Origin of the sequence: Micromonospora sp. NPDC049801, from assembly GCF_040656575.1 — a bacterium.
GTDB lineage: Bacteria > Actinomycetota > Actinomycetes > Mycobacteriales > Micromonosporaceae > Micromonospora.
Window position 1 is genome coordinate 508,376 of record NZ_JBFAMS010000002.1, and the last position, 13,234, is coordinate 521,609.

The 13,234-nt window shown below is 70.7% G+C and carries 11 protein-coding genes; 7 read left to right on the forward strand and 4 right to left on the reverse strand.

The features are described 5' to 3' along the window. The first annotated feature begins 113 nt into the window (after window positions 1–113). The 4 genes from AB0I89_RS05660 (at window position 114) to AB0I89_RS05675 (ending at window position 3,880) form a co-directional block, all read left to right on the forward strand. Window positions 114–941, forward strand: coding sequence for an SAM-dependent methyltransferase (locus tag AB0I89_RS05660; protein ID WP_357120655.1), 828 nt, complete (start codon window positions 114–116; stop codon window positions 939–941). Between the two features lie 172 nt (window positions 942–1,113). Then, window positions 1,114–1,488 (forward strand): hypothetical protein, encoded by a 375-nt coding sequence (locus AB0I89_RS05665; RefSeq protein ID WP_357120658.1) that lies wholly within the window; start codon window positions 1,114–1,116, stop codon window positions 1,486–1,488. A gap of 209 nt (window positions 1,489–1,697) precedes the next feature. Beyond that, window positions 1,698–2,429: an alpha/beta hydrolase gene (locus tag AB0I89_RS05670; protein WP_357120661.1), complete on the forward strand. Its 732-nt coding sequence runs from the start codon at window positions 1,698–1,700 to the stop codon at window positions 2,427–2,429. A 95-nt stretch (window positions 2,430–2,524) separates the two neighbouring features. Then, window positions 2,525–3,880 carry a glycosyl hydrolase family 18 protein gene (locus tag AB0I89_RS05675; protein WP_357120664.1) on the forward strand — a complete coding sequence of 452 codons (1,356 nt, stop codon included), beginning with the start codon at window positions 2,525–2,527 and terminating at the stop codon, window positions 3,878–3,880. Between the two features lie 40 nt (window positions 3,881–3,920). Here the strand turns inward: AB0I89_RS05675 and AB0I89_RS05680 are convergent, their stop codons facing one another. Next, complete coding sequence (locus tag AB0I89_RS05680) at window positions 3,921–4,586, reverse strand: TMEM175 family protein (RefSeq protein WP_357120667.1); 666 nt, start codon at window positions 4,584–4,586, stop codon at window positions 3,921–3,923. Window positions 4,587–4,734: 148 nt separating this feature from the next. After that, window positions 4,735–7,050, reverse strand: a complete 2,316-nt coding sequence (locus tag AB0I89_RS05685; RefSeq protein WP_357120670.1) for a tetratricopeptide repeat protein — start codon at window positions 7,048–7,050, stop codon at window positions 4,735–4,737. A 121-nt stretch (window positions 7,051–7,171) separates the two neighbouring features. Between AB0I89_RS05685 and AB0I89_RS05690 the strand changes: the two genes are divergently transcribed. Together AB0I89_RS05690 and AB0I89_RS05695 are read left to right on the forward strand one after the other, a co-directional pair. Further along, window positions 7,172–7,774, forward strand: a complete 603-nt coding sequence (locus tag AB0I89_RS05690) for a hypothetical protein (protein ID WP_357120673.1) — start codon at window positions 7,172–7,174, stop codon at window positions 7,772–7,774. Between the two features lie 142 nt (window positions 7,775–7,916). Further along, on the forward strand, window positions 7,917–9,185 hold the full coding sequence (locus tag AB0I89_RS05695) for a PHB depolymerase family esterase (RefSeq protein WP_357120676.1): 1,269 nt from the start codon (window positions 7,917–7,919) through the stop codon (window positions 9,183–9,185). A gap of 15 nt (window positions 9,186–9,200) precedes the next feature. Here AB0I89_RS05695 and AB0I89_RS05700 read toward each other — a convergent pair whose 3' ends face one another. Beyond that, a complete protein-coding gene (locus tag AB0I89_RS05700) occupies window positions 9,201–10,388 on the reverse strand; it encodes an amidohydrolase family protein (protein WP_357120679.1) in 1,188 nt (395 codons plus the stop codon). Between the two features lie 411 nt (window positions 10,389–10,799). Here AB0I89_RS05700 and AB0I89_RS05705 point away from each other — a divergent pair, with 411 nt between their 5' ends. After that, window positions 10,800–12,224 (forward strand): APC family permease, encoded by a 1,425-nt coding sequence (locus AB0I89_RS05705; RefSeq protein WP_357120683.1) that lies wholly within the window; start codon window positions 10,800–10,802, stop codon window positions 12,222–12,224. 59 nt (window positions 12,225–12,283) lie between these two features. Here the strand turns inward: AB0I89_RS05705 and AB0I89_RS05710 are convergent, their stop codons facing one another. Further along, window positions 12,284–13,114 (reverse strand): hypothetical protein, encoded by an 831-nt coding sequence (locus AB0I89_RS05710; protein ID WP_357120686.1) that lies wholly within the window; start codon window positions 13,112–13,114, stop codon window positions 12,284–12,286. Window positions 13,115–13,234: the final 120 nt, after the last annotated feature.

Here is a 13,234-nt window from a genome sequence, read left to right on the forward strand (position 1 = left end):
GGAGCGATACCAGCCGGGGCGGAATTCCGCCCGCCCGATCGCTACACTCGCCCCAACGCCGGCACCGTCCACAGTCCTCAGCCTGCGCTGATTCGAATCGAATGGAGACGCCTGTGACCCGCGACAAGGCGGCACCCCCGGGCATCGACCCCCGCATTCCCAGCGTGGCCCGGGTCTACGACTTCTTCCTGGGCGGCAAGGACAACTTCGAGGCGGACCGACAGGTCGCCGAGCACGCCCTGCGGATCACCCCGGACGGGCCGGCAGCCGGCCAGGCGAACCGGGCCTTCCTGCGTCGGGTGATCCGCTTCCTGGTCTCCGAGGCGGGCATCGACCAGTTCCTCGACATCGGATCGGGGCTGCCCACCCAGGGCAACGTGCACGAGGTCGCCACCGAGCAGAACCCGAAGGCTCAGGTGGTCTATGTCGACAACGACCCGATCGTCCTGACGCACGGCCGGGCACTGCTCGCCGCGGACGGCACCGCGACGGTGATCCAGGCGGACATCCGGACACCGCAGGAGATCCTGCGCCACCCGGACGTGCAGCGGTTCCTCGACTTCGATCGGCCGGTCGGGCTGCTCCTCTTCGCGATCCTGCACCACCTGGGCGACGACGAGGATCCGCGCGCGGTGGCGGCGGAGCTGATCGACGCGCTGCCCTCGGGCAGCTACGTGGCGATCTCACACTTCCGCGACCCCGGCGAGCGGGACCCGGAGGGCTCCCGCAAGGCGCGCGAGGTCGAGCGGGTCTTCAACGAGTCGCTGGGCACCGGCCGCTGGCGTACGGACGAGGAGATCCTCTCGTTCGTCGACGGGCTGGAGGTGCTGGAGCCGGGGCTGGTGCCGCTGGCCGAGTGGCGGCCGGCGCCGGGCGCGTCCGCGCCACAGCAGACCGACACCTATCACACCTTCGTCGGGCTGCTCGCCCGCAAACCATAGGCTTCACCCCCGATGCGGTCCGTCGGCGAGAGCACTCGTCGACGGATCCGTCGTGTCGTGCCCGGCCGAGCCCTACCGACCCCCGAGACGGCTCACCCCTAGTTATTGACGACGCAAATTTCCACCGGTAGCTTAAATTTGCATTGATAGTCGTCTATCGAAGGGGGCAGCCGTGCACTGGAAGTCCATCGCCGTTACCGCGTCCGTCGCGGGCGTCCTGGCCACCGCTCCCGCCGCACCCGCCGCGGCCTCCGGTGTCTGGGGTCCCGGGAACTGCCCGCAGGGCACGTTCTGCGCCTGGCCCAACTGGGACCACCCGGCGGAGGGCCCGACTGCGCCGCCGTCCCTGGTGACCAGCACCGAGTGGTCGGGCAGCGTCCCGGTCTTCAACTACTACAACCACACCTCACGGAACGCCGAGATCACCTGGTCCTACACGTACCTCGGCACGCCCCTCACCGGCACGGAGTGCGTCCGCCCCGGCGACGGGAACTTCTACGTCCCCATGTTCGTGACGAAGGTGACCTGGCAGACGCGTACCTGCTGAGACGCCACCCGTGCGGGCGGGTGCCCGGCATCCGCCCTCCGGGGCCTGGGTCTCCGTCTGACGTCGACGCTCCTCGCCGGGCGGAACGGACATCTCCACGCACGGTCGAAGCCTCGGCGTTCGCGCCTTGCCGCCACCCGCTTGGGGAAGAGTGTCGGGTGAGGCAGCTCTGTGCGCCGACGATTCCGCGTATCGGGTAGGAGACTCCGATGACCGATGGACCCCAGGGCGATCCCGCCCGCAACGTCGTCCTGGTGCACGGCGCGTACGCCGACGGCTCCTCCTGGTCCGACGTCATCCCGCTCCTCCACCGGGCCGGCCTGACCGTGACCGCCGTGCAGAATCCGCTGACCTCTCTGTCCGACGACGTCGCCGCCACCCGCCGGGCCCTCGACCGCCAGGACGGGGCGACGGTGCTCGTCGGCCACTCCTGGGCCGGTACGGTCATCACCGAGGCCGGGGACCATCCGTCGGTCACCGCCCTGGTGTACGTGGCGGCCCGCGCGCCGGACGCCGGCGAGGACTTCACCGCGCTCGCCGCCCAATTTCCCACGCCGCCGGCGAACGCGGGCCTGGTCCACAACGACGGGTACGCGCAGCTCAGCGAGAGCGCCTTCCTCGAAGACTTCGCCGGCGGCGTCGGCGAGGCCCGTGCGCGTGCCCTCTACGCCGTTCAGGGTCCGATCGCCGACGACCTGTTCAAGGCCCGTACGACAACGGCGGCCTGGCGGGACAAACCCTGCTACTACTCCATCTCGCGGCAGGACCGTACGACCGCACCCGAGCTCGAGCAGTTCCTGGCCGAGCGGATGAACGCGACGACGATCGAGGTCGACTCGTCGCACCTCGCCATGGTCACCCACCCGGAGGCGATAGCCGACCTCATCATCATGGCCACCCACGGCACCCGGAGCCCGGCACCGAACAGCACCGCCCGGTGACGTTCCACAGGTTATCTGTAAACAACCCTTGATATTAAACGTCACGAACGTCAATATGTGGAGGTCGCGGGTCGCCGAAGCCTGGGGAGTGAGCCATGAGAAGCCGTCGCATCGTCGCAGCGCTGGCCGGGGCGGCGATGTCCGTCGCGGCCGCCGTCGCCTTCGTCCCCAGCAGCATGGCCGCCGTGTCCTCGGGCAACGCCGTCGCGATGGTCGCCTGCACCGCACCCGCCTGGGCCGAGGGCACCACCTACCAGGTGGGCGCACAGGTCACCTACGGCGGCCGGCTCTACCAGGCTCTGGTCACCCACACCGCGTACGTCGGCGCCGGTTGGAACCCCGCTTCGACCCCGTCGCTCTGGCGTGACCTGGGAGCCTGCTCGGGAAACACTCCCCCACCCAGCACGCCACCGCCGACGACCGCGCCACCCACCACGCCGCCCCCGACCACCGCTCCCCCGACCACGGCTCCCCCCACCACGCCGCCGCCGACCGGCGGAACCTGCGGGGTGAAGTCCCGGCCGACCGGCAAGGTGTTGCAGGGCTACTGGGAGAACTGGGACGGCGCGTCCAACGGCGTACACCCCGGGCTCGGCTGGATCCCGATCACCGACAGCCGGCTCCCACAGCACGGCTACAACGTGATCAACGCAGCGTTCCCGGTGATCCGCGCGGACGGCACGGTCCTCTGGGAGAACGGCATGGACGCCGGCGTCAAGGTGGCGACCCCCGCCGAGATGTGCCAGGCCAAGGCGGCCGGCGCCACGATCCTGATGTCGATCGGCGGTGCCGCCGCCGGCATCGACCTGAGCTCCACCGCGGTCGCCGACCGGTTCATCGCGACGATCGTGCCGATCCTGACGAACTACCACTTCGACGGCATCGACATCGACATCGAGACCGGCCTCACCGGTAGCGGCAACATCAACACCCTGTCGACGTCGCAGGCCAACCTGATCCGGATCATCGACGGCGTGCTGGCCCGAATGCCGTCGAACTTCGGCCTGACCATGGCGCCGGAGACCGCGTACGTCACCGGCGGCAGCGTGGTCTACGGCTCGATCTGGGGCTCGTACCTGCCGATCATCAAGAAGTACGTCGACAACGGCCGGCTCTGGTGGCTCAACATGCAGTACTACAACGGCAGCATGTACGGCTGCTCGGGCGACTCGTACCCGGCTGGCACCGTGCAGGGCTTCACCGTGCAGACGCAGTGCCTGAACAACGGCCTCACCATCGGGGGAACCACCATCCGGGTGCCGTACGACAAGCAGGTCCCGGGCCTGCCCGCGCAGATCGGGGCGGGCGGTGGCTACCTGTCGACGTCGTTGGTCACGCAGGCCTGGAACTCCGTGCCCGGCCTCAAGGGCCTGATGACCTGGTCGGCGAACTGGGACGGCTCGAAGGGATGGACCTTCGGCGACAACGTGAAGCGCCTGCAGGGTCGCTGAGGCCCGCGCCGGCCCGCCCCGAGCCTGCGACAGGACAGGTTCAGGGCGGGCCGTCCGCGGCCTGGGCCCGGGTCCGTCTGATGCTGGCGATCTCACCGTTGATCGGTAGCCAGTAGAAGGGAATGAACGCCGCGACCGCGATCAGGCCGGCGATCGGGTGGACGACGCACAGGGCGGTTCCGACAGCGATCCAGACGGGGGCCACCCGGAAACGCCTGCTGATCGCTCGGGCGGTGGCCTCGTCGGTGGTGGACGTCAACAGACGGTGACCGCTGCTGGCGTACTGCCAGATGACGTTGAAGAGGATGGAGGCGGCCCCGTAGACGATGCCGTAGAAGACGAGCGCGGCCCGCTTGCCGGGCCCCTCCTCGAAGGCACGGGCCAGCACCGACGAGACGAACGGCAGGAACGCGATCACCATCAGCAGCAGGGTGTTCAGCAGTAGCAGCAGGCGGTCGGCGGAGCGGATGTGATCGAACATGACGTGGTGGTTCACCCAGATCTGGCCGAGCAGCAGAAAGGTGACGCCGTAGGCCAGGTAGGACGGCCACAGGTCGAGCAATCCGCGCATGAGGTGTTCGGTGTCCTCGGGCGGCTTGATCTCCAGGACGAGAAGGGTGATGGCGATCGCCATGACGGCGTCGCTGAAGGTGACCAGCCGGCTCGGGTCACGTTCGGCTCCGAACGGCCTCCGGGATCTGGTCACCCCGTTCGAGGTGGCACCGCGGGAGGTCCGGATCCTACGCATCAGCCTCCCCCACCCGTACCCGGCTGCCGCCGGAGCGCTGCCGGGAATCCCCGCCGCGCAAGGAGCTAAACCGGCACCCGCGCCGTCGTCTGGTCGGCGCGGACGCCTACCGGGCCCGCAACCTGGCGCGGACGGCTGCGGCGTCCGGGTGGTCCAGGGCCGTGAAGATGTCCAGTGCCCGCTGCCAGTCGGCTCGGGCGGAGGCGGGGTCGCCGAGTGCGAGGCGGGTGTCGCCCAGCCGGCTCAGAGTGTCCGCCTCGCCCCAGAGGTCGCCGAGATCCCGGGTCAGGTCGAGCGTGCGCTCGTAACACTCCACGGCCCGGCCGAACTGGCCGAGGTGGTGGTGTGCGTACCCGAGGCTGTCCCAGGTCGCCGCCTCGCCCGCCCGGTCGTCGAGTTGCTGGAGCAGGTCGAGCGCCTGCTCGCAGTAGGCAAGCGCCGCGAGGTGTTCGCCGATCTGCGCGTGGCACCAGCCGACGGCGTTGAGCGCGTCGGCCTGGGCCCTGCGGTGGCCGGCGGTTCGGGCCAGGACCAAAGTCCGCCTTGAGTGCTCGAGCGCCTTGCGGGGCTCGCCCTGACGGTCCCAGAGCGAGGCGAGGTTCTGGTGCGTACGCGCCTCGCCCTCGGTGTCACCACCGGCCACGTACAGGTCGAGGGCGCGTTCGAGGTGGCTGTGCGCGTCGGCGTACCGGTTGACCACGGTGTGCGCGCCGGCGAGGAAGCGGTGCGCGACCGCCTGGGCGACCGGGTCGCCGAGACGTTCGGCGGCGAGCAGGGCCGCCCGGCAGGTCTCGACCCGGTCGTGCCAGTGTCCCTGCCGGTCCAGGAACGTGTCGAGGGCCCGACCCAACCGCCAGGTGTGGGCGTCGTAGCCGGCGCTCGCGGCGAAGCGGAGCGCGGCGAGCAGCACAGGATGTTCGGCGGTCAACCAGTGCAGCGCCTCCGCGTGCGAGGTGGGCCGTTCCGGACGCACACCGGCCGCCGCCGGGGCCATGAGGTGGTCGACCGGATCGCTGTGCGGGCGCAGCAGGGCGTCGGCGGCGTGGGTGGTGTGGGTGTAGTGGTCGAGGAGCCGGATCGTGGCGGCCCTGCGGTCGGGCACGGAGTCGGTGCCGTCGCTGAGTTCAGCCGCGTACGCGCGCAGGAGGTCGTGCGCGGTGAACCGGCCGGGCCGGTACTCGGCCAGCAGGTTCGCCCGGGTCAGTTCGGTCAGCAGCAGTCGGGTGTCGTCCACCGCCCGACCGGCCAGGCTCGCCGCGGCGGCCACCGTGATGTCCGGGCCGGGGTGCAGGCCCACCAGCCGGAACAGCCCGGCGGCCGGTGCGCTGAGCGCGGTGTACGACCAGGAGAACACCGCCCTTACCTCGCCGACCGCGTCACCCGCGTTGAGTACGCCGAACCGTTGACCGGCCGTGCCCAGCTCGGCCGCGAGGGTGGCCAGCGGAAAGCCGGACTGCTGGGCCCGGGCAGCGGCGATGTTCAACGCCAGCGGCAGCCGGGCACACGCGGCGATGATCGCCTCGGCGGCGTCCGGCTCGGCTGCCACCCGTTCCACGCCGAGCCGACGGGTGAGCAGGTGAGCGGACGCGTCGCGGCTGAGCAGGCCGAGCGGGAGCGGGTGCGCGCCGTCCAGGCTGACCAGCGAGGTGAGCTGGCTGCGGCTCGTCACCAGCACCATGGTGGTGGGCGTGCCGGGTAGCAGCGGGCGGACCTGTTGGGCGTCCCGGGCGTTGTCCAGCACGATGAGGATCCGCTTGCCGGCGAGCGCGCTGCGGTACAGGGCGGCCTGGGCGTCGAGGTCGGCGGGCACCCGGGTGGCCGGAACGCCGAGCGCGTCCAGGAAGCCGTGCAGCGCCTTCGCCGCGCTCACCGCCTGCCCGCGCGGGTCGAAGCCGCGCAGGTTGACGTAGAGCTGACCGTCGTCGAAGCGATCGGCGACGCGATGCGCCCAGTGCACGGCCAGGGCGGTCTTGCCCACGCCCGCGGTTCCCGAGATCGCGGCCACCACGACGGAGGTGGGCGCGGCGACGAGCTTGTCGAGGAGGGCCACCTCGTCGTCGCGGCCGGCGAGGCTGGCCACGTCGGCGGGCAGTTGCCGGGGTACCAGCCGGCCGGGCGTACGCGGCCTGCGGCGGCGGTTCTCCTCGACGCGGTCCCGGGCGGTGGCCAACGCGCCCTGCTCGGCTGGCGTCGCGCCGAGCAGCCGGACCAGCGCGTCGAGCCGGTCGGTGGGCGGCAGCGTCTTCCCGGTCAGGTACTCCGCGATGGCGGTGTGCGACCAGCCGGTGCGGGCGGCCAGCTCCCGATAGGTCAGCTCGCCGTCGCCGTGTTGGCGTGCGTACCTGCGTCGCAACGCCCGCAACAGGCCGGCGAGGTCGTCGGACGTCTGCGCCCCCGCGGCATCCAGTGCCCTGCCCCCCACCGTCGACAATCGACGTTCGTCAGTGTACGGCGGTGTACGGAATTCCGGCCAGAGCCCGATCGGATCCGCGATCCTGCTCGTGCGCGGAGCACAGCGCACCGATCCGATCGATGGAGGTCACGTGTCCGTACACCTCAAGCCTCTGGCCCTGGCCCTGACCGTGCTCGCGGCGACGCTCGCCGTTCCGGCGGCGGCCGCGTCGGCGGCGACGCCCGACACGGCCATCTGCACGACGAAGAAGGCCTGCGCCGACGGCGGTCTCGCCGCGGCGTCGACGCACCGGGCGGCCCGCGCCATCGGCGGCGTCGGGGCCAACGTGATTCCGGTTACCCCGCCGGCCGCCTTCCCGCCGGGCACCCCCTGCTATCGCGAGGAGGTCTCCGAGCAGGTCTACGAGACCGCCACCTACTCCACCATCTACGAGCTGTACTTCCAGGCGAGCGTCTGCCTGTTCGCCACGGAGATCGTGCTGTACAACCTGGACACCTCGCTCTCCTTCCCCAACGACGTGCAGGACCCGCGACTGACCTCGATGCAGTTCGTGACGCGGGACGAGGTGTACGCCCACAGCCCGACCGAGAAGGACGGGTACTCCGAGCTGTGGGTGACCTTCTGCACCAACCCGGCGCAGCCGAACACCTGCCAGCGCTACCTGCACCGCCTGGGGCTGATCTTCACCCAGGCCTGGGTGTACCCGTTCTCCGTGTTCGAGCGTCTGAGTTGACCGTCCGTCCGTGACCGATCAGGGCGCCCTCCGGGATTCCCGGCCCCGGGCGCCCTGGCCGCGCGTCCGCGTCGGTTGCCGATGGATTTCCACGCCGTTACGGTGGGGTGCCATCGACGTTTGTCTACAAACGGGGGGCCGTATGTCCACGCCTGTCACTCGCCGTACCGTGCTGGCCGGTGCGGCCGGCGCCGCTCTCGGTCTCACCCTGCCGGGCGCCGCCGCCCAGGCCGACGACCGGCACCACGAGGTCGGCGTGGGCTTCACCCTCGACGCGCGGACGCTCGACGGTGGTGAGCAGGTCACCTCGGTCACCCTCGACACCCGTCGGCTCGGCCCGATCGACCCGGCGGGGCTCACCCCGGACACGTTCACCGTGCACGCCAAGGCCACCAGCCCGCTCCCGATCGCTCCCGGCGATCTGATCTTCAGCGAGTACGACCTGGACCGCACGGTGACCGCGGCCCGGCTCGACCGGCACGGAAACATCGTCCTGGAGCTGAGCCACGCCGAGGGTCAACCCGGCGGCGGCACCCTCGGCTACATCCTGAGCAAGGGCCGCAACGTCCGACTGGACCTCGTCTACACCATCACGCAGAACACGCCGCTCGCGCGCCGCCACGGCTCCCCCCTCACCATCACGCGCTTCGTGCAGGGGCGACTGTCGAACCCCGAGGTGGACGCCTTCACCCACCACGTTTCGGGGTCGGGCCTCAAGTACCGGCTGTACTCCCCGGCACATTCGCCCCGCCACGGCCGACGGCCGCTGATCCTCTGGCTGCACGGCGCCGGCGAGGGCGCCTCCCTCCCCGACGACTACTACGACAACGAGACCACGCTGCGCGCCAACCGCGGTGCGCTGGGTTTCGCCACCCCGCAGGCCCAACGGATCTTCTCCGGCGCGTACGTCGTGGCTCCGCAGAGCACCTCGTACTGGATGGAGGACGGGCCCCGGTTCGCACCGCTGATCCGCGAGATCGTCCAGGATCTCGTGCGTCGCGAGCGCGTCGACCCCGACCGGATCTACGTGGTCGGTTGCAGCAACGGCGGCTACATGTCCCTGGAGATGACCGTCACGTATCCCGATCTGTTCGCTGCGTCGGTGCCGATCTGCGGCGTCGTCGAGCCGCTCGGCGGGCAGGGCCCGCCGCTGGTCACGGACGCGGAGCTGGCGGCGATCCGGACGCCGACCTGGCTGGTCACCTCGCTCGACGACGACACCGTGCCGCCGGAGACCAACACGATCCACGCGCACGACCTCATCCGAGGATCGCTGGTCACCCTGTACGACCACGTCGTCTGGGACGGCTACCAGTTCCCCGGTCACTGGTCCTGGATCTACGTGGCCCGCAACGACCCCAGCCACCACGGCACCCACATCTGGCAGTGGATGGCCGGCCGCAGTCGGTGATCCACCCCGCAGAGGTCAGCCCACCTGAACACCTGCCCGGTACACGGCGAGCGGGTGGCGCAGCACCCCGATGTCGCTCGTCGGGTCACCGTCGACGATCAACAGGTCGGCCTCGAATCCGGGCCGGACGCGGCCCTTACCGCCGCCCACGCCACACACCTGCGCACCGATCGCGGTGGCCGCGGCGAGGGCGGCGGTGGGGGGAATGCCGCAGGCCACGTACTCGACGAGTGTCTCCGGCAGGATCCCGTGCGGTTTCGCGGGGCCGAGGCCCGCGTCCGAACCGGCCACCAGATGGACCCCGGCCCGGTAGAGCGTGGCGGCACCGGCACGTAGCGCGGCGGCGCTGAGCCCGGCCCGCTCCGCCATCGCCACCACCTCCGGCGGCGTCACCACGGCCGGATCGGTGCCGAGCGTGGCGCAGACCGCCGGACCGGACGCGGCCAGGCGGTCCGCGAGTTCGTCGGGGACGCGGGCCCCGGCCGCGGTCACGCAGGTGCAGTGCTCGATGCCGTCCACCCCGACGCGGAGCGCCTGCTCGACCGCGAGCAGGGCGTGCGCGTGCGCGGTCACCGGCAGGTCCAGGTCGTGCGCCTGCGCAACGGCGGCGGTCATCTCCTGATCGGTGAACTGCAATCCACTGGTGTCCGTGCCAGGGGTGAAGACCCCGCCGCTGGCCATGATCTTGATCAGGTCCGCGCCGGCTGCCGCTCGCAGCCGCACGGCCTCTCGCACACCGTCGACACCGCTCGCCTCACCCCCCAGCGCCCAGCAGTGTCCGCCAACGCTGGTGATGGGCGTACCCGACGCCACCACCGTCGGCAGGTCGTCGCGTACTCCCCGAGCCCGCCATCGGAGCACCGCGTCGCGTCGGTCGCCCAGGTCCCGTACCGTCGTGACGCCGGCCGCCAGGTGCGCGCGCAGTGACGCCTCGATGACCGCGTCGAGATCCGCCTCGGCGCGCTCGGCGAGTCGACCGAGCGCGTCCGGCCCGGCGTCGGCACACAGGTGCACGTGTGCGTCGACCAAACCAGGCAACACTGTCCCGTCTCGCGCCTCGCGTACCGGCCAGCCCACCGGCGCGTCGATCCAGCCCCGGTGCACGTCGGCGATGCGCCCGCCCTCGATGAGGACCAGCACCCCACCATCGGTGAGCCGCTCGCCGTCGAACATCCGGGCAGCCCGGACAGCCTGCTTCGTCATCGTCACCCCATCCGCACGACCGCGGCCATCACCCCCGCCGCGGCGCCTCGTGTCCTCCGGCGAACCACCGGCCGTGACCCGACCATCGCACCGGTGACGGGTGTCCAGCCTCCCTCAGCGGGGTGATCCTTCCTCCCTCTTCCGAGGCGGTTAACGATCAACACGGCTGATTGTCCACACAGGACGCGAGGCGGGTCGTCCCGAATCTTCGTTGCGCTTCCCGGGGCGCTCAAATTCTGCGACCCGCTGCTCCCAGTAACGGCGAGATCACCTGTAAGGTCATCGAGTCCCGTCCCTGACCTATCGCCTAGAACCTGGGGAGGTTCAGTTATGGTCACGCCTTCGGTGACCCCCCTGACGGTGTCCGCCGAGCGGGGACTGGCACGCAAAACTCTGCGAACGAGTTCTCTGGTGACGTTCGGCGCGACCGCGTCGTCTCCCATGGCCGTTCTCGTCGGCGGTATCGTCGCGACCTATGCGGCGACCGGCAATACCGGTGTGGCCTCCAGTTTCCTGCTCCTGACGGTCGTGATGCTCCTGTGGGCACCGGGGTACATCGCCATCGCCCGTTACGTGCAGCCCAGTGGAATCTTCTACACCGCCCTCGCCGCCGGCCTGTCCCGGCTCGTCGGGGTCGCGGGCGCGCCGGTCGTGCTCCTGGCCTACAACACCATTCAGATCTCGTTGTACGGGCTGCTCGGGTCGGTGATCAGCGGGCTGGTCGGCGGACCGTGGTGGGTCGGCGCGCTCCTCGCGTGGGCCATCGTCGCGGCGTTCGGTCTGCAACGCACCGGCGTCAGCACCGCCATGTTCGGCACCATCCTGATCGTCGAGATCACGTTGCTGCTGGTGTTCGTGCTGGTCGGCCTGGCTCACCCGGTGGGCGGTCAACTGACCTTCGCGGCGTTGAACCCGGCGCAACTGTTCGACACCGGGGTGGTGGCCGGGCTCGCGGTCCTTCCCCTCGGCTTCGCCGCGTTCTTCGGCACCGAGACCATCGCCGCGTACGGTGCGGAGGCGCGCACCCCACGGGCGGTGTCGCGCAGCATCATCTACGTGATCCTGGGCCTGGGCCTGCTCTACGCGCTGTGCGCGTGGGCAATGGTGGCAACGGTGGGCGCCGACCGGGTCGTCGACCTGGCCCGCGACCCGGCGGCGCCGCTGCCGTTCGAGGTCTTCTCGGGCTCCCGCGCCGGTAGCGCCGGCGTCCTGCTGGTGGCGCTGGGTGGCCTGCTGCTGGTCAGCAGCGTCCTCGCGGCGATGATCAGCTTCCACAACAGCGTGGCGAGATACCTGTTCGCGCTCGGCAAGGACCGGCTGTTGCCCGCTCGCCTGGCGGCCATCCGCGAGGGTGGGTCGGGCGCGCCGCTGGGCGGCTCGATCACCCAGTCGATCACCGCTCTGATCGTCATCCTGCTGTTCGTGGTGAGCGGCGCCGAGGCGTTGACCATGTTCACCTGGCTGAGCAACATCGCCGCGGTCAGCCTGATGCTCTTGATGACGGTGAGTTCACTCGCCACCGTCCGTTACTTCGCCCGGGGCGGCGGACGCAGCGAGTCGCTGTGGGCGCGGGCGATCGCTCCCACCCTCGGTGGTATCGCGATCGCGGTGATCCTGCTGGTCACGCTGGTCAACATCAGCGCCGCGCTCGGCACGCCACCCGGTTCCCACACCGCCTGGCTGGTGCCCGGAACGGTCGGCGTCTTCGTCGTCATCGGCGTGCTGTGGGCGATCAGCGTTCGGGCCCGCCGCCCGGACCTGCTCACCGGCATCGGGGAACGGGAGACCAACCCGACGCGGCAGGTCGACGAGGACCTGGGTCACCTCACGCTCTGAGCCGCGTCCACACGATGAAGCAGGCGGCGCCGCCGAAGCGGCGCCGCCTGCTTCAGGTTCTAGGCTGTCGCGCCCCTGGTCGGGCTGATCCGCTGCGCGCCGAGGTGCACCAGCGTCGCCAACTGGGCGATCCCCGTCCAGATCGGAGCGTCGCCCGAGTAGCTCTGCAACGGACGCCACGACTCGTACAGCGGCGTGGTGGACTGGATCAGCGGTCTCTCCCACGGATCGGTGGGCCGGTCGACGACGATCCGCGTCTCTTCGGGATCCATCATCTGGATGTAGAAGCGGCCGGGAATGCGGTCCTCACCCTCCACCCGGCGCATCGTCTGCTCCCAGGTGCCGAGCGGACCGTCGAGCGAGCTGACCGCGAGCCCGATGAACGTCGACTCGGCGGTGATCCGCTCGTCGACCCGGTTGCACATCTGCGGGGGCTGACGCGGATCCAAACCTCCGTTATCGAGGTAGTGTCTCGCCGTCTGCGCGAGGTCGTACAGCAGCCTGGGCAGGTGTGAGACGTCCTCGCCGGCCTTGTCGAGACGCGTCGCCGCGCCCACCTCGAAGACCGATCGATCCGCTGTGGACCCGATGACCGGCACCGCGTAGAGGAAGGCGAAGCCGTAGGGGCACAGCGGGTTGCGCCGGCGCTGCGCCCACGCGTGCCGGCCGTGCATCGTGTTCATCAACCCGACCCGGCTCAACGCGGACGATCGCAACGACGCCCAGATCCGCCGCGTCTCCGGATCGCTGACCGGGGGCGCGGTCGGCGACTCGCGCGTGGTCGGCGACGGCTCCACCGGTGGCGGCGCGTACGCGGACGGCGTGGGCTGCCAGGGGACCGGCGGCTGCTGCTCGACGGCGGGCGACGGTATCGCGGTCGTGGGCGCCACCCAACCGTGGCGTCCAACCGCCGGCGCCGGCTCCGGAGGGATGGACGGCTGGCTGCCCGAGTGCTGGTCCCAGGGGACCGCTGCCGTCCTTCCGGCACTCGCCGCCGCTCTCCAATCGTC